The following is a 16,256-nucleotide window of genomic DNA, read 5'->3' as shown; positions in this document are numbered from 1 at the left end:
CCACAATATGTGACCTATGTCATGTGACCTAGGTCGCAGCCGAGACGGGGACCAAACAGTCCCTACCATGGCTGACATGGCCGGATCCCGGGCGCCGGGTTTGACGCTGGACATCGCCGGTCGCTCGCTGAGCGTGACCCACCCCGACAAAGTCGTCTTCGAGGCGCACGACGGCCTGCCGGCGATCACCAAACTGGACCTGATCGAGTACTACCTCGCCGTGGCCGACGGCGCCCTGCGCGGTGTCGCAGACCGGCCGATGATCCTCAAACGCTTCGTCAAAGGAATCACCGAGGAGGCGGTGTTCCAGAAGCGCGCGCCGGCCAAGCGCCCACATTATGTCGATGTCGCGGAGTTGAAGTACGCGTCGGGCACCTCGGCGAAGGAGGCGGTGATCCATGACGCCGCGGGGCTGGCATGGGCGGTCAACATCGGCTGCGTCGACCTGAACCCGCACCCGACCCGCGCGGGCGACCTCGCCCATCCCGACGAACTACGGGTGGACCTCGATCCGATGCCCGGTGTCAACTGGGAGCAGATCGTCAGCGTTGCGTTGGTGGCGCGCGACGTGCTCGAGGACCACGGGCTCACGGCATGGCCCAAGACGTCGGGTTCGCGCGGCTTCCACATCTATGCCCGCATCGAACCGCGCTGGCCGTTCACGTTCGTCCGACTGGCCGCCCAGACGGTGGCGCGCGAGGTGGAGCGGCGCGCACCTGATCTGGCGACCAGCCGATGGTGGAAGGAGGAACGGGAAGGGGTGTTCGTCGACTTCAACCAGAACGCGTTCGACCGCACCGTCGCGTCGGCGTATTCGGTGCGCGCTACCCCCGACGCCCGGGTGTCCACACCGCTGCGCTGGGAGGAGGTGCCGGGATGCCGCCCGGAGGCGTTCACCGTCGCAACCGTGCCCGCCCGTTACGCCGAGACGGGTGATCCGTGGGAGTCGATGGACGACCATCCCGGCCGGTTGGACGCGCTGCTCGGACTCGCCGACCGGTTGGGGCCGGCGGAGAAGGCGCCCCGTGGCGCCAAACGCCCGGGCGGTGGCGGCACGGGCCGGCGACAGTCGGTGATGCCGCTCATCGAGATCGCCCGCACCAAAACCAAGGACGAGGCGCTGGCCGCGCTCGACATGTGGCGCCGGCGCCACCCGGCCGCGGCGGACCGCCTGCAGCCACCCGACGTGCTGGTCGACGGAATGCGCGGTCCGAGTTCCATCTGGTACCGGATCCGGATCAATCTCCAGCACGTTCCCGAGGAACAGCGTCCACCGCAGGAACCCCTACTGGCCGATTACAGCCCCTGGGAGAACTACACCGGGCCGCAGTCCGCCTCGCCGTGACGGCACCAGGCGGACACCGACCGATAACGATCGCATCACGACTCTCGCAAATAGCAACTCTTACCAAAGTATTAGCGGTAGCTCCCAGCCGCCTTAAATTCACCGCATAGCTTTGGGGTCACGTTGAGGTGGCAAAACAACGAAGCCATTGCAGCGAAACGCCGACGGGAGTCCGCTCATGACACTCACGAGCACATCCACTGGTTCGCACCCCGCCTTTCACTACGGCAACCCGTCGTTCGACCGCGACCGCGTCCGGATGCGGGCTCGTTGCCGTCAACTCGCAACGGTGGTCTCGATCACGGGCGACATCGACGGCGACAACCTGTCGTGCGTCGCGGAGTACGCAAGGCGCTTCGTCCTTGCCGAGAAGCCGTTCATCCTCGATCTCAGTAGTGTGAGTTCCTTTGGTGCAGAAGGCCTCTCACTGTTCTATGAAATCGACGGCCGGTGCGCCGATGCCGACGTCGAATGGTCGGTCATCGGGAGCCAGCCGGTTCTGCAGGTGCTGCGCGCCTCGGGCACTCTCGACGACATGCCGGTGACTGCATCGGTTCCGGAGGCTTTGCATCATTTCGGCGAAGGCATCCTCGCGCGGCGCCGCCTGCTCCCCCTCTTGACCAAGACAGCCTGACACCGAAAGGAACACCACATGCTCATCGACGTTCGTTGGCTGACATTCCTGCTCAAGCGCAGGCACCACATCCACCACGTGGATTCTGCCGCCTGACCCGACATCTTCCCGCCCGCGCCGCCGCCCGGTGACAACCGTGACGGCAGCGCGGGCCACGAGACTCCTCTGTCAGACAACTCCTCTGTCAGACAACGGGACATCCGCGCATACCCTGGGTTCTGCACCATAAGCGGCTGACTAACCGGCGGACTGCGCCATGCCGTTGCCCTTGATCCAGCGCCACTGGCCAGGCGTCCACTCGCCGGCGTCCGGCAGCCTGTCGCGGACCGCGGACACCACCCCCGGCCACCATTGCGGGTGGTAGTCGTCACCCGACAACCAGCCACCGGAACGGACTTTCGGCACCCACGCCGCAATGTCGGCGCACACGCTCTCATAGTCGTGCCGGGCATCGATGTGTACCCACGCCAGGGATTCGTCGTCGAACATCCGAGCCGCCGACACCGAGTCGGTGATCAGTAGAGTAACGGTGTCCGCGAAGCCACAGGCGATGACGTTGCGGTGCAGCAGCCCCGCGAACGTGCCTCCGCCGAATTCGACGGCGGGCCCGTGCGCGTTGATCTCACCGGTGCCCTCCGGACCGCTCCCCCGGCAGGTGTCGACGCCGACCACGTCGATCCGCCGACCAGACTGTTGCACCACCTCGGCCAGCGAGCAGAGGCTCCGGCCGAGATAGCTTCCCACCTCGACGAAACGGGGGGCGACGAAACTGGGGCCGTCGGTAAAGTGCGCGACGGCTTCCTCCTGGGCCTGCCGCCAGCCGAACCAGCCCGGAATGTCCTCCCACCGTCGGACGGGAGCGTCGAAGGAGGGCGGCGCCATGGTCACACCGGCCAAGCCTCGCGGCGGTGCGCCGCGTCGAAGAACATCCACTCATACCTCGACGTCGTGACGAAGTGAGCGCGGGCGACAGATTCCTCCACCGGTGTCAGCGTCGGACCCGTGCGATCGGTGAGTTCGACGACCTGCGCGACGGTGGCGGCGAACTCCTCACCCCCGTAACTGTCGATCCATCGTTGATAGCGGGCGTCGGGGGAGCCACGGCCGATCAACTCCTCACCCACCCGCGCATAGATCCAGTAGCACGGCAGGACCGCGGCGAGGCCGTCGGCGAAGCTGCCGCCGCAGACCGTGGCGAGCAGGTAGCTGGTATAGGCGCGGGTGGTGGGTGCCACCGGCACGCAATCCAATTCCGCAGCGTCCAAGCCCAGTTCGGGCAGCAGCGTGTGGTGCAACGACAACTCCACATCGAGGATGTCGGCGGCGTGGCGGGCGAACATCGCGGTCTGGGCCAGGGTCGGCGCCTTGGCGCCGACCGCCGCTAGCGCCCGCGCGTAGTCGCGCAGATAGTGGACGTCCTGGGCGACGTAGTGCGCGAAGGCCCCGGATTCCAGCGTGCCGTCGGTCAGGCCGGATATGAAGGGATGGGCCATGATCGCCGAGAAGATCGGCTCGATCTCGTTCCACAGCCGCAGCGACCAGGTATTCGTCGACTCCTCAGGCGTGTCCATCGCGGTCAACTTATCAGCAGCATGCGCTCCGGTCGTCGGGCCGGAAAGCCCGTCCGGGGTGTGGTCAACCGCCCCAACGTAGGAATTCCTGCGTGCACCATGGTCCATTCGCCGTGTACGGCGGTGCACCTTAGGGTCGTCACATGAATCGCCTCGATCGCTTCTTCGAGATCTCGGCACGCGGGTCCACACTCGGCGCCGAGGTCCGCGGCGGCCTCGTCACGTTCATCGCGATGGCCTACATCATCGTGCTCAACCCGATCATCCTGTCGAGTCCGGCCGACGTCGAGGGCAACTCACTGCAGTTCGCGCAGGTGTCGGCGACGACGGCGCTCGCTGCGGGTGTCATGACGATCGTGTTCGGTCTGATCGCGCGGCTGCCGTTCGCCTTCGCCGCCGGGTTGGGCATCAACTCCTTCCTGGCCACGACGGTGGTCGGTGAGGTCACGTGGCCCGAGGCGATGGGCCTGGTCGTCATCAACGGCTTCATCATCGTGCTGCTGGCGGTGAGCGGGCTGCGCAGACTGGTGTTCGACGCGGTGCCAATGCAGCTGAAGCTGGCCATCACCGCGGGCATCGGGTTGTTCATCCTGTTCATCGGTCTCGTCGACGCCGGATTCGTCAGCTCCACCGGATTGGCCTCGCCGCCGGTCGGTTTGGGTGCCGGCGGAATGGGCTCGATCAGCACCGTTCCGACGGTCGCCTTCGTGGTCACGCTGCTGCTCACCGGTGTGCTGGTGGCCCGGCGGGTCCGCGGCGGCATCCTGATCGGGCTGGTGGCCGGCACCGTCGTCGCGGTCGTCGTCGAGGCGATCTGGGATCTGGGGTCGGCTCAGGACAGGGCCGGGGGCTGGAGCTTGTCGGTGCCACAGTTTTCAGGTTCGCCGTTCGCATTCCCGGACCTCTCGCTGGTCGGCGAGTTCAGCCTGACCGGAAGCTTCTCCCGGATCGGAATCCTCGCGGCGGTGATGCTCGTATTCACGCTCGTTTTCGCGAACTTCTTCGACGCCATGGGCACCTTCACCGGGCTGTCGCGAGAGGCGGGCCTCTCCGACGAGAAGGGCACGTTCCCGCGGTTGCGCTCGGCGCTGATCGTCGAGGGTGCGGGCGCCGCGGTCGGCGGTGCGTCCTCGGCATCGTCCAACACGGTGTTCATCGAATCCGGTGCCGGCATCGAGGAGGGCGCGCGAACCGGGCTGGCGAACCTCGTCACCGGTGCTTTGTTCCTCGCGGCGATGTTTGTCTCCCCGCTGGCGTCGATCGTGCCGACCGAGGTGGCCGCGGCCGCCCTGGTCGTCGTCGGAGCGCTGATGGTGTCGCAAGTGCGGCACATCGAGCTGTCGGAGTTCTCAGTGGTGTTGCCGGTCGTCCTCACCGTGGCCACGATGCCGTTCACGTACTCCATCGCCAACGGGATCGGCGTCGGCTTCATCTCGTGGGTGGTGGTTCGCTCCGGCGCCGGTAAGGCCCGCGAGATCAGCCCGCTGCTGTGGATCGTCGCCGCCGGCTTTGTCGTCTACTTCGCCCGCAGCTGGATCGAGAACCTGATGGCCGTCTGAGCGGCCGGCTTGGAATGTCACCGCCACATGCTGGAAGCCCTTGACCCGCTCGGCTTTCGCCTTGCGGGCGTAGGTGCGGCGATCGGCGGGGGTAAGCCTCACCGAATCGGTGAACGGGGTGAGCAGGGCGCGCGGGTAGAGCCGGTCCACCCACACCACGTTGAGCTCCGCGCACAGCACCAGGCTGACCGAGACGAGGTAGAGGAATGCCAGCAGCCCCAGGACCAGCCCGAAAACGGTGTTGGTGGCACTGGCCGAACTGACCATCCGCGCGACGTAGCCGGCGCCGAACCACTGCAGGAACTGCCAGACCAACGCCCCGGCGAGGGCGCCTGGCAGCACCTGGCGGTAGGTCAGCTCGCGGCTCGTCGTCGTTCGGAACGCCACCAACAGAATGCCGGTGTTGATCGCGACGGTCACCACCAGGACGCCGGCCGTGCCGAGCACACCCAGATCGTCGACGGCCCGCCCCACGGCGGACAGCACGGTCGCCGCGATCGCCGCCGAGCCCAGCACCAGCAGGAGCAGCAGGCTGCGAATGCGCGAACGGATCGGATCCGGGCGGACGTTGCGGGGCACCGCCCACACCGAGTTCATCGCGTTCTGAACCGCCTGCCCGACACCGGACCCGCCGTAGAGCGCGCCCAGGATGCCGACCACCACGGCGACTGCGCCACCGCTGAGCTGCTCGGGTTGTGCCAGCTGCTCGCCGATGAGTGGGAACTGGCTGACGGTCGACTCCACGATCTGGCGCTGCAGATCCGGTCGGCCGACGAGGACCACCCCCAGGGCGGTGGTCAGCAGAAGCAGCAACGGGAACAACGAAACGAACGCGTAGTAGGTGATCAGCGCCGCGAGGTAACCGCCCTGGTCGTCGACGTACTTGTAGATCACCGCGATGACGTAGCCCATGGCGCGGCTGCGCTGTTGCAGCCTGTCGAGCCAACCGATCATCCCCGCCACCTTTCACGCAATGCGCCCGGGCATACCCCCGCCCAACGGTGAAAACACTCGAGGCGTCCGCGAACCGCCTAGCCGTCGGTGAACTGGGCGGCTTCCACGGTGGCCAATTGGTCGATGCCGCTGATCCGCAGCACCGGGATCAAGTACGGGTTGGCGACCAGACGCATCTGCGGCACCTGGTCGGCGTGCACGGACAGGGCGCCGATCGCGGCGCTGTCCAGGTATTCGACCGCGCTCAGATCCACCGTCACCGTTGCACCGACGCCGTCGGCCGCCGCGATCACCGTGGTCAGTGCCCGAGTGAAGGTGTCGACGTTGCTCAAATCGATCTCGCCGGAAGCGACCAGCAGCGGTGTGCCGTCCGCGTGGCGGTCGGCGTTGACGGTGAGCGGCGTGACCATCAGATGATCCTCGCGTCGAGGTGGACCGCGGTGCCGTCGTCTCCAGGATCGATCGACACGTCGTCCATCAGGCCCTCCATCAGGGCGACACCGCGGCCGCGGCGGCTGTCGACCTCAGTACGCGGCGTCTTCCACGAGCCCGTGTCGAGCACCGACACCTGCAGCCGGTCGACCAGCGCAGTCGCCCGCAGGGTGACGAATCCGTCGGGCCGGTCGCGGTGCCCGTGCTCGATCGCGTTCGCGACCGCCTCACCAGCCGCGATCAGCACGTTCATCACCTGGTCCGGTCCCACGCCGGCCTGTGTCAGCCAAGACCGGAGTGCGGTGCGGGAACTCGCGAGGTACTCGTTGCGCGCCGGGAAAACCATGTCGAGCGGGGCGGGTTGGCGGTAGAGCAGCAGCGCGACGTCGTCCTGGTAACCGTCGTCGGGTGCGAGGCGGGACATCAGCTGGTCGGCGACCGCGTCGAGGGCGTCGGATCGCCCTTCGGCGACCAGGGCCGCGGCGCGGCCGATGCCGGTCTCCAACGAGGCACGACGCCGCTCCACCAGCCCGTCGGTGTAGAGGAGCAGCGTGGTCCGCGCCGACAGCGTCACCCGGGCTTCCGGCCGGTCCTGGTGCGATCGCAGCGCCAGCGCGAAGCCGCGGGCATCGTCGAGCAGGCGGATGCCGCCGTCCGAGCCGACGAGTACGGGTGGCGGGTGACCGGCGCTGGAGTACACCAGCTCACCGGTATGAGGTGACAGCACGGCACACCACACGGTCGTGAAGCGTGCCCCCGGCAGCCGTGCCGCGAATCGGTCGAGGCTGGCCAGCGCGGCTCCGGGGCTCGGCTGGTCGAGCAGCAGCGCCCGACACGCGCTGCGCAGTTGGCCCATGACCGTGGCCGCCTCCAGGTCATGCCCGACACAGTCGCCCACGACGAGCCCGATGCATCCGCCGCCGAGGTCCACCACGTCGTACCAGTCGCCGCCGACCTGGAGGGGCCGAGACGCCGGGTGGTAACGGACCGCGAAGCCGCCGGGCAGGTTGGCCGGGCCCAGGATGGCGTGCTGCAGGGTCAGCGCGGTTTCCCGCTGCTGGTCGAGCCGGTGCACCCGCTGCAGCCCCTGGCCGAGGCGGCCGGCGAGAACGGTGAGCAGCGTGTGGTCCTCCGAGGTGAACGGGCGTTGTTCGAGCAGTTCGATCCACAGGACGAGCACGCCACGGGGATGTTGGAGGGTGATACCCGCCGTGCCGTACTCCTCGGTATCCGCGGTGAGCACGTCGGCGCTGCGCAGCGCCGTGATCGCAGCACGCTGCCGTTTCGCAAGATCCGACCACTGCACGGGTTCGCCGGCGCAGATCACGTCCGGGGCGGTGTCCCTTTCCACGCCGGGGAAGGTCACCGCCAGCACGCGCCGCGCCTGCCACAGCCGGTGCAGTTCCCCGACAGCGGCGCGCAGTGCCCCGTCGAGGGTGTCGGCTTCCGCCAGTTGGACGTTGAGCGCTGCCAACGCCGTCTCCCGCTGGACCCGGTAGTGCTCGGCGGTGACGTCCCGGAACGTGCCGACCGTGACGTGGGCGCCGGTGTCGGGATCACGGGCGGGGTTGATACTCGCGCTGACCCACAGCCGGTGCCCGTCGCGGTGCACGACCGGGAGGGTGAAGTCCCCGCAACTCTCACCCAGCACGCCACCGAAGACCTGGCTGGCCTGCCGGTAGCCGTCGGGATCGGTCTCCGGGTCGGGCCACCACGGCTGCACCGGCTCGTACGGCAGGCCTTCGGGCCCGTAGCCGAGGATGTCGGTGAACGCGGTGTTGGTCTCGACGATCGCCCCGTGTTCGTCACAGACGAAGAACGCCTCCTGCAGCGAGTCGATCAGCGCGGTACGCCAGCGGCTGTGGTGGCTGCGTAACCGCGCCAGCGCCACGTTGGCACGTACCCGAGCCATGAAGTCTGCTGCGACAAAGGGTTTCACCAGGTAGTCGTCGGCGCCGGCCTGAAGTCCCTCGATCGAGGACTCCTGCCCCGCCCGCGCCGACAACAGCAACACCGGAAGCGCGGCGGTGCGGGATTCCGACCGCAGCGCCGCCAGCAGCTCCAGCCCGTCGAGGCCGGGCATCATGACGTCGCTGACCACGAGGTCGGGCAGGTTCGCCCGGATGGACTCCAGCGCCTGACTGCCGTCGGACACCGCGGTGACCTGGTAGCCGGCACCTTGCAGCAGACCGGTGAGGTAGGACCGCATGTCGGCGTTGTCGTCGGCGACCAGGATCCGGGCCGGCACGGCAGTTCCGCCGGCCGACGGCACCGTCGCGGTGACCGCTTGCCCACCGTGCGGTTCGGTGTCCGACGCCGGTACCCAGCGCAGCGCCTCCTGCAGGTAGGGGTCTGCCGTGGTGGAGACGCCGGAGCTTCGCCCTGGCGGCGCGATGTCCTCCGACGAGAGATGCCCTGCACCGAACGGTATCCGGATGGTAAAGGTGGTGCCGCGACCCTCCTCGCTCTCGGCACTGATGGCGCCTCCGTGCAGGCCGATCAATTCCTTGACCAGTGCCAGGCCGATGCCGCTGCCCTCGGTCGAGCGGGCGTAACCCGACTCGACCCGATGGAACCGTTCGAACAGCCGGGGCATCTCCTCGGCGGCGATCCCCACTCCGGTGTCAGCCACGGTGACCACCGCGCCGCCGTCGTCGTGGGTGACCCGCACCGTGACGGCGCCGTCGAGGGTGAACTTCAGGGCGTTGGAGAGAAGGTTGAGCACCACCTTCTCCCACATGTCGCGGTCCACGTAGACCGGTTCGGTCAGCGGAGGGCAGTCGACGGCGAACTCCAGCCCCGCCCGTTCGACGGCGGAGCGGAACACGCTCGCCAGCTCGGCAGTGACGGTGGCCAGGTCGACGGGTTCGAACCTGGCCTTCATGCGGCCGGCCTGGATGCGCGAGAAGTCGAGCAATGTGTTGACCAACTTCGCCAGCCGTAACCCGTTGCGGTGCACCAACTCGAGCTCTTCACGCGTCCCCGCGTCGAGGTGGGCGTTGCGGCGCAGCTCGGCCAGCGGCCCGAGGATCAACGTGAGCGGTGTGCGAAACTCATGACTGATGTTGGAGAAGAAAGTGGTCTTGGCCAGGTCCAGCTCGGCCAGCTCCTCGGCACGCCGCTGCTGGGCCCGGTAGCTTCGGGCGCTGCCGATCCCTGCCGCGATGTGCCCGGCGACCAGCTCGACGAACCCACGGTAGGGCCCGTCCAGGCGACGGTGACAGTTCAGCGCCGCCACCAGGAGCCCGACCGGCTCCGCACCCTGCTGCAGCAGCGGGACCACCAGCGCCTGCGCGGGCGGGTCGGGCCAGACCCCGCGCGGCAGGTTCAGCGACTGGCCGTCGACGTCGATCAGTACGGTCTCCGCGTTGGCGGGCAGCTTCACCGGCCACACCGACATTCCGTCGGCCGACAGCACCTCCGGTGCCGCCGGATGTCCCGACGCGATCCCACTGGTCGCGGCGAGGTGCGCGTCACCGTCGTCGCTGAACAGATAGATGAGCGTGAACGGCAGGTCCTGGAGGTTGCGGCCGAGCTGCTCAACGGCGAAGTCCAGCATCTGCCGTTCGGTGCGGACGACACTCGGGTCAGAGCCCAGGTCGCGCAGCGTCGCCATCCGGCGCTCGGCGATCACTCGCTCGGTGTCTTCGCTGACCACGCACAGCATGCCGACGACCTGACCATCGTCGTCACGCAGCGGGCTGTAGGAGAAGGTGTGGTAGGTCTCCTCGGAGTAACCGGACCGTTCCAGGAAGAGCGGCAGCGCCGAATCCCAGGTGGCGCGGCCGGTCGACATCACGGAGTCGATTCGAGGACCGATGTCGGGCCAGATCTCCGCCCAGACCTCGCTGGCCGGCCGGCCCAACGCCCATGGGTACTTGCGGCCCAACGTGTCCCGGCGGTATGCGGCATTGCAGAAGAAGGTCAGTTCCGGACCCCACGCCATCCACATCGGGAACCGGGAGGACAGCAGGATGTTGACGGCGGTGCGCAGGCTCTGCGGCCAGGTGGCTGGCGGACCGAGTGCGGTGGCCTCCCAGTGGACCGAGGCAAGGTGTCGCCCGACGTCGGCGTCCGCGCCGAACAGTGAACCTGGAGGGGAGGTCAACGAAGCGTCCCCGACTTCCTCAACGCCCAACCGACATCCTCTCAGTGCCGCGGACCGACCCGCGAAGGCGTCGATCCGCCAAGCCGCACGGCCGCGCCCGACGTGACCTCGCCTCAGGGTCGAACGCCGCGGTCGCGGCGCCGTATGTCCCGGAGTCATCCGTGAAGTGCAGGCTGCCCAAAGCGGAGTGAAGTGAAACCTGATTGCCCTCCGCAGCGGACTACCGTCCCGGGGCAGCCCACGGGCGCGGCCCGACGCTTCCCCGAACACTCAATTCTTCGCGCCGAGCGTACGGTTGTTGCACGCATCGCCCGAGTAGCGCGTCAACAACCGTACTTTCGGCGCACGAGGAGAATCATGACGCTCACCAACGAGACCACCCTGCCCAACGGCCTGTCGATCGACGAGGCCCGGGCCCAAGCCGCCCGCGCCTACGAACTCGACCGCGCGCATGTCTTCCACTCCTGGTCGGCGCAGGCCGAGGTTTCGCCGATGACGATCACCGCTGCGCAGGGCAGCTACCTCTGGGACGGCGAGGGCCGGCGCCTGCTGGACTTCTCCTGCCAACTGGTCAACACCAACATCGGCCATCAACACCCGAAGGTCGTCACCGCCATCCAAGCGCAGGCCGCCAAGTTGTGCACCGTCGCGCCGCAGCATGCCAACGACGCCCGTTCGGAGGCCGCCCGGCTGATCGCCGAACGCACGCCCGGTGAGCTGAACCGGATCTTCTTCACCAACGGCGGCGCCGATGCCGTCGAACACGCGGTGCGGATGGCGCGGCTGCACACCGGTCGCTACAAGGTGCTGAGCCGCTACCGCGCCTACCACGGCGGCACCGAGACGGCGATCAACCTAACCGGCGACCCCCGCCGGTGGCCCAACGACCACGGCAACGCCGGCGTCGTGCACTTCTTCGGCCCATTCCTGTACCGGTCCCGGTTTCACGCCACCACAGAGGCCGAGGAGTCCGAGCGCGCGCTGGGCTACCTCGACGAGCTCGTCCGGCTCGAGGGCCCGACCACCATCGCCGCGATCATCCTGGAGTCGATCCCCGGCACCGCGGGCATCATGGTGCCGCCGCCCGGCTACCTGGCCGGCGTCCGCGAGATTTGCGACCGCTACGGCATCGTGATGATCGCCGACGAGGTGATGGCCGGCTTCGGCCGGAGCGGTAAGTGGTTCTCGGTCGACCACTTCGGCGTCACCCCCGATCTGCTGACCTTCGCCAAGGGCGTCAACTCCGGATACGTACCCCTCGGCGGCGTGGCGATCTGCCCTGCCGTCGCCGAGACATTCGCGCATCGCCCCTACCCCGGCGGGCTCACCTACTCCGGGCACCCGCTCGCGACGGCGGCGGCGGTCGCCACCATCACCGCGATGGAGGACGAGGACATCGTCGGCAACGCCGCCCGGATCGGTACCGAGGTGCTCGGTCCCGGCCTCGCCGACCTCGCGGCCCGCCATCCCAGCGTCGGGGAGATCCGCGGCACCGGTGTCTTCTGGGCCATCGAACTGGTCGCGAACCCGCAGACCCGGGAACCGCTGGCACCCTACGGCTCGAGCAGTGCGGCGATGAACGCCGTGGTGGCTGCCTGCAAGGAAAACGGTTTGCTGCCGTTCGCTAACTTCAACCGGATCCACGCCGTGCCGCCGTGCACGGTGACCGCCGATGAAGCTCGCGAAGGTCTCGCGATCCTCGACCAGGCCCTCGCCGTCGCCGACTCGCACCTGTAACGGTCGCCGACGACCCCTCACCCGAACGCGCCGGCGCCTCGACATCCGTAGGGTTGGTGTCGAAGACGTCCGGCACATGCGCAACGACGCGCCGTTTCGGCATTGCGGCGGCGTGGAACTATTTCCCGAACGTCGAACCACCGGCAACCAGTTCGTGAAGGGGATGCATGTCTGAGGCGCCAGAGTCGGATTTCGACGACCAGGCCGGGTCGGGCACCGACGATCAGACGAACGAACCCAGCGAGATCACCTACGACGAACATCTGCACCCGGCGCGTCCGCGGTCGTTGCGGTTCCGTCCCCGCGTGAAGTCGCCGTTCACCCGCCGCTCGGTGGCCCAGGACGGCCCGGCGCGCGCGGACAACCCGGCCTACATGTCGTGGCTGCTGTCGCAGTCGATGCTGGCCGACGCCAACGAGATCAGCCAGCAGTTCTCCGGGCAGGGCTCGATGTGGCAGAACCCGTTCGCCACCCCTAGCCCGCGCGGCGCGGTGGAGACCGCGTCGGTGTGGTTCACCGCTTATCCGCTGTCGCTGATCACGCGGCCCGATGAATCGTTCCTCAAGGCGCTCGCCGACGACGACATGTGGAAAGCGTTCGCAGACATCGGTATCGAGGCCATCCACACCGGTCCGGTCAAACGCGCCGGCGGCATCTCCGGGTGGCAGACGACGCCCAGCGTCGACGGCCACTTCGACCGCATCAGCACCGAGATCGATCCGGCGTTCGGCACCGAAGAGGAGTTCCGCAAGATGTGCGGGACGGCCAACTGGTACGGCGGCACCGTCATCGACGACATCGTTCCCGGCCACACCGGCAAGGGATCCGACTTCCGGCTGGCCGAGATGAAGTACGCCGACTACCCGGGCATCTACCACATGGTGGAGGTCGATCCCCGCGACTGGGAGCACCTGCCCCAGGTGCCCCACGGCGCCGACTCCGTCAACATCGACCCGGCCACCGAGGAGTGGCTCGACAAGGCCGGCTACATCATCGGCCGACTGCAGCGGGTGATCTTCTACGCCGAAGGCATCAAGGAGACCAACTGGAGCGTCACCCGGCCGGTGCTCGGCGTCGACGGTGTCGAGCGCCGCTGGGTGTACCTGCACTATTTCAAGGACGGTCAGCCGTCGATCAACTGGCTGGACCCGTCCTTCGCCGGGATGCGGCTCGTGATCGGCGACGCCCTACACTCGCTGGCGGATCTGGGCACCGGCGGACTCCGCTTGGACGCCAACGGGTTTCTCGGCGCCGAGAAGACCACCGCCGAAGACAGCGCCGGTTGGTCGGAGGGCCACCCCCTGTCGGAAGCGGCCAACCACCTGATCGCCAGCATGGTCCGCAAGGTCGGCGGCTTCACCTTCCAGGAACTCAACCTCACCATCGACGACATCCGTGAGATCGGTGAGGCGGGCGCCGACCTGTCCTACGACTTCATCAACCGGCCCGCCTACCACCATGCGCTCGCCACGGCGGACACCGAGTTCCTGCGGCTGACGCTGCGGACCACGCTGCAACTCGGCGTCGAACCGGCATCATTGATCCATGCCCTGCAGAACCACGACGAGTTGACCTACGAACTCGTGCACTGGTCGCACGGCCACCGCGACGACGTCTACACCTACAAGGGACAGGAGATTACCGGGGAGGTGCTCGGCGAGACGATCCGTCAGGACCTCACCGAACACCTCACGGGCGAAAATGCGCCCTACAACCTGGTTTTCACCACCAACGGGATCGCCTGCACCACCGCCACAGTCATCGCCGCCACCCTGGGCATCCAAGATCTGGATCAGATCGAGCCCGATTCGCCCGAACTCGACGAGATCCGCCGCGCACACCTGCTGCTGGCGATGTTCAACGCGCTCCAACCGGGCGTGTTCGCCCTGTCCGGGTGGGATCTGTGCGGCATGCTCACCCTTCCCGCCATCCAGGTCGCCGAACTGCTGCGTGGGGGTGACACGCGCTGGATTCATCGCGCCGCCCACGACCTGATGGGTGTGAATCCCGCTGCCACACAGTCGTCGGCGGGGATGCCGCGAGGACGCAGCCTCTACGGTTCGATCCCCGACCAGCTCGACGACGAGACCAGCTTCCTGCGCCAGCTACAGGCCATCCTGAGGGTGCGATCGCACTACGGCATCGCCACCAGCCGCCAGGTCGACATCCCGGAGGTGTCACACCGGGGGATGCTCGTGCTGGTGCACGAACTGGCCGAACCGGGCCGCTACCAGCTGACCGTGCTGAACTTCGCCAACGAGGAGGTGGCCGGCACCGTGCGCTCCGCGGTGCTGCCCCCCGGGGCCGAGGTCTCGGACATGTTCAGCGCACACGCCTTCGCCACGGTCGACGATCTACACAGTTTCACCGTGGAGATGCCCGCCCACTACGGGATGTCGCTGCTGGTCGAACTCACATCACGGCAGGTCGGATCCTTACCCCGCGCGGAGCACGAGCAGACATGACCGCTGCTGAGCCGAACCACGGGTGTCGACGTTGGCGTTCCAGCGGCTCACCGGTACGGCGGTCAGCCGGTCGCGTTGGGTTTCATCGGCGGGCAGATGCCGTCGGCGTCCGCGGTCAATTCGTAGTGCCACAGCTCGTTGGCGTACACCTGACACAGCCCGAACCGGGGACCGTTGCGCGACATCCACGCTGCGGCGTCCGGTCCGCCGACGTCGACTGCCCGTCCGACCACATGCATCGAGGTCTGCGGCGATGCGACAAACTGCCGGGCGATCTCCACGCTGCCGTAGGTGCGCACCCCGTCCTGGAACAGCCGCTCTTGGAACCCGATCGAACGCCATCCGGAGTTGATCCCAACCTCGACACCGTCCGCGGCCGCCGCCCGGGCGGCCTCCTGCACCGCCGTCAGCAACGCCGGATCGAGTCTGCCGACGATCGGGTTCTCGACGTCGAAGGCGGTCAGCGTTCCCGACTCGGGCAAGTATCCGCCGAACGTGTCCGTGGCCGCCGGACCGACGCCGAACGGTTCGCCAGAGGGCTGGGTCCCGGTAGCCGACGGCCCGACCAGGGTGCCGCCGCCGGGCTCGGCGGGGTCCGCGTGAGAGGGCGCGGCGCCGAACATCACACCACAGGCGCAGCCGAGGGCCACGCTGACCGTCCACACCGTCCGCCGCACACTCACCCCGCCACCATGCCAGCTCCTGGCCGCACCGCGCGACCCCATTACGATCTGTTCCATGCCGCCGGGACCACAGCAGATCGGTGCCGCCCGCTCACCGTCCACGGCGCTGTCCGCTCTCGCCTGCCTCATCGCCACCGCCGCGCTGGTCGTGTCGGTGTGGACGTGGTGGCAGGCCCGCCCGCCGAGGTATGACGAGGCCACGCAGGCGGCCGCCGCGGACGCGGCGTGTGCGGCGTACACCCAGGTGCGCGCGGGAGTCGAGACCAACACGCATCTGGCGCCGCCCGGCGGCGACAGTGACGTCACCGGAGTGCTCGCGGTGGCCGCCAACGCCAGGGTGGCCCTGACGGGCGGCGGCCAGTACCTGCTCGACATCCTGGACCCGGCCACGCCGCCCGAACTCGCCGCCCCGATACGGCAGTTCGGCACGAAGCTGATGCAGTTCGGGACCGCGGCCACCGCGGGCGCCCCGGACGGCGACCCCGGACAGCAGGCCCTCAAGCGTGACCTCGACGTGCTCGACGCCACCATCGACAGGCTCTGCCATTGAGTCACCGCCTGTTGCGGTGGGTGCTGCAATCGCTGCAGCCCAACGTCGAATTGCTCTGTGTCGCAGCGTTGGCCACCGTGGCGACCACCGTGGAGTCCCACACCTTCGATGGGATTCCGCACGACGGGCTCGTCGAGGCAATCGCCGAACTGCTCGAGCGCGACTGACGCGGAGGCGTTTGCGATCACCTTTGCGATCACCTTTGCGATCACCTTTGC

At 68.0% G+C, this 16,256-nt stretch carries 12 protein-coding genes and 1 pseudogene; 7 read left to right on the top strand and 6 right to left on the bottom strand.

The features are described from left to right. Positions 1 to 67: 67 nt before the first annotated feature. Positions 68 to 1,345 (top strand): DNA polymerase domain-containing protein, encoded by a 1,278-nt coding sequence (locus tag G6N07_RS00625; RefSeq protein ID WP_085189352.1) that lies wholly within the window; start codon positions 68 to 70, stop codon positions 1,343 to 1,345. A gap of 178 nt (positions 1,346 to 1,523) precedes the next feature. Then, positions 1,524 to 1,979 carry an STAS domain-containing protein gene (locus G6N07_RS00620; protein ID WP_085189350.1) on the top strand — a complete coding sequence of 152 codons (456 nt, stop codon included), beginning with the start codon at positions 1,524 to 1,526 and terminating at the stop codon, positions 1,977 to 1,979. A gap of 237 nt (positions 1,980 to 2,216) precedes the next feature. On the opposite strand, the gene G6N07_RS00615 is transcribed toward G6N07_RS00620, so the two are convergent. Together G6N07_RS00615 and tenA are read right to left on the bottom strand one after the other, a co-directional pair. Then, positions 2,217 to 2,861 carry a class I SAM-dependent methyltransferase gene (locus tag G6N07_RS00615; RefSeq protein WP_085189641.1) on the bottom strand — a complete coding sequence of 215 codons (645 nt, stop codon included), beginning with the start codon at positions 2,859 to 2,861 and terminating at the stop codon, positions 2,217 to 2,219. 2 nt (positions 2,862 to 2,863) lie between these two features. Beyond that, positions 2,864 to 3,550 carry a thiaminase II gene (tenA, locus tag G6N07_RS00610; RefSeq protein ID WP_085189349.1) on the bottom strand — a complete coding sequence of 229 codons (687 nt, stop codon included), beginning with the start codon at positions 3,548 to 3,550 and terminating at the stop codon, positions 2,864 to 2,866. A gap of 143 nt (positions 3,551 to 3,693) precedes the next feature. Here tenA and G6N07_RS20005 point away from each other — a divergent pair. Next, positions 3,694 to 4,899: pseudogene (locus G6N07_RS20005) on the top strand (NCS2 family permease); the annotation flags it as partial. Here G6N07_RS20005 and G6N07_RS00600 read toward each other — a convergent pair. From G6N07_RS00600 to G6N07_RS00590, 3 genes are all read right to left on the bottom strand, one after another. Then, positions 4,900 to 6,063 (bottom strand): YihY/virulence factor BrkB family protein, encoded by a 1,164-nt coding sequence (locus G6N07_RS00600; RefSeq protein ID WP_179959930.1) that lies wholly within the window; start codon positions 6,061 to 6,063, stop codon positions 4,900 to 4,902. A 77-nt stretch (positions 6,064 to 6,140) separates the two neighbouring features. Then, entirely contained in the window at positions 6,141 to 6,473 is a 333-nt protein-coding gene (locus G6N07_RS00595) for an STAS domain-containing protein (RefSeq protein ID WP_085189345.1), read from the bottom strand. Then, the gene (locus tag G6N07_RS00590) at positions 6,473 to 10,633 is read right to left on the bottom strand and encodes a SpoIIE family protein phosphatase (protein ID WP_085189343.1); all 4,161 of its coding nucleotides are present in this window, start codon (positions 10,631 to 10,633) and stop codon (positions 6,473 to 6,475) included. The genes G6N07_RS00595 and G6N07_RS00590 overlap by 1 nt, the downstream gene beginning before the upstream one ends. A gap of 327 nt (positions 10,634 to 10,960) precedes the next feature. On the opposite strand from G6N07_RS00590, the gene G6N07_RS00585 reads away from it, so the two are divergent. Then, a complete protein-coding gene (locus G6N07_RS00585) occupies positions 10,961 to 12,340 on the top strand; it encodes an aspartate aminotransferase family protein (RefSeq protein WP_085189341.1) in 1,380 nt (459 codons plus the stop codon). A 167-nt stretch (positions 12,341 to 12,507) separates the two neighbouring features. Further along, complete coding sequence (gene treS / locus G6N07_RS00580) at positions 12,508 to 14,805, top strand: maltose alpha-D-glucosyltransferase (protein ID WP_085189339.1); 2,298 nt, start codon at positions 12,508 to 12,510, stop codon at positions 14,803 to 14,805. A 62-nt stretch (positions 14,806 to 14,867) separates the two neighbouring features. On the opposite strand, the gene G6N07_RS00575 is transcribed toward treS, so the two are convergent. Further along, positions 14,868 to 15,488 (bottom strand): M15 family metallopeptidase, encoded by a 621-nt coding sequence (locus G6N07_RS00575; protein ID WP_085189637.1) that lies wholly within the window; start codon positions 15,486 to 15,488, stop codon positions 14,868 to 14,870. 55 nt (positions 15,489 to 15,543) lie between these two features. Here G6N07_RS00575 and G6N07_RS00570 point away from each other — a divergent pair, with 55 nt between their 5' ends. Together G6N07_RS00570 and G6N07_RS00565 are read left to right on the top strand one after the other, a co-directional pair. After that, on the top strand, positions 15,544 to 16,038 hold the full coding sequence (locus G6N07_RS00570) for a hypothetical protein (protein ID WP_179959929.1): 495 nt from the start codon (positions 15,544 to 15,546) through the stop codon (positions 16,036 to 16,038). Then, the gene (locus tag G6N07_RS00565) at positions 16,035 to 16,205 is read left to right on the top strand and encodes a hypothetical protein (RefSeq protein WP_163784002.1); all 171 of its coding nucleotides are present in this window, start codon (positions 16,035 to 16,037) and stop codon (positions 16,203 to 16,205) included. The genes G6N07_RS00570 and G6N07_RS00565 overlap by 4 nt, the downstream gene beginning before the upstream one ends. Positions 16,206 to 16,256: the final 51 nt, after the last annotated feature.

The organism is Mycolicibacterium doricum, assembly GCF_010728155.1.
Classification (GTDB): domain Bacteria; phylum Actinomycetota; class Actinomycetes; order Mycobacteriales; family Mycobacteriaceae; genus Mycobacterium; species Mycobacterium doricum.
The sequence above is the reverse complement of the archived record's forward strand: the minus strand, read 5'-3'. Positions and strand labels throughout refer to the sequence as shown.

Coding starts and splice junctions, on each gene's coding strand:
- G6N07_RS00625 (WP_085189352.1), top strand. CDS start 68: ATGGCTGACATGGCCGGATCCCGGGCGCCGGGTTTGACGCTGGACATC.
- G6N07_RS00620 (WP_085189350.1), top strand. CDS start 1,524: ATGACACTCACGAGCACATCCACTGGTTCGCACCCCGCCTTTCACTAC.
- G6N07_RS00615 (WP_085189641.1), bottom strand. CDS start 2,861: ATGGCGCCGCCCTCCTTCGACGCTCCCGTCCGACGGTGGGAGGACATT.
- tenA (WP_085189349.1), bottom strand. CDS start 3,550: ATGGACACGCCTGAGGAGTCGACGAATACCTGGTCGCTGCGGCTGTGG.
- G6N07_RS00600 (WP_179959930.1), bottom strand. CDS start 6,063: ATGATCGGTTGGCTCGACAGGCTGCAACAGCGCAGCCGCGCCATGGGC.
- G6N07_RS00595 (WP_085189345.1), bottom strand. CDS start 6,473: ATGGTCACGCCGCTCACCGTCAACGCCGACCGCCACGCGGACGGCACA.
- G6N07_RS00585 (WP_085189341.1), top strand. CDS start 10,961: ATGACGCTCACCAACGAGACCACCCTGCCCAACGGCCTGTCGATCGAC.
- treS (WP_085189339.1), top strand. CDS start 12,508: ATGTCTGAGGCGCCAGAGTCGGATTTCGACGACCAGGCCGGGTCGGGC.
- G6N07_RS00570 (WP_179959929.1), top strand. CDS start 15,544: ATGCCGCCGGGACCACAGCAGATCGGTGCCGCCCGCTCACCGTCCACG.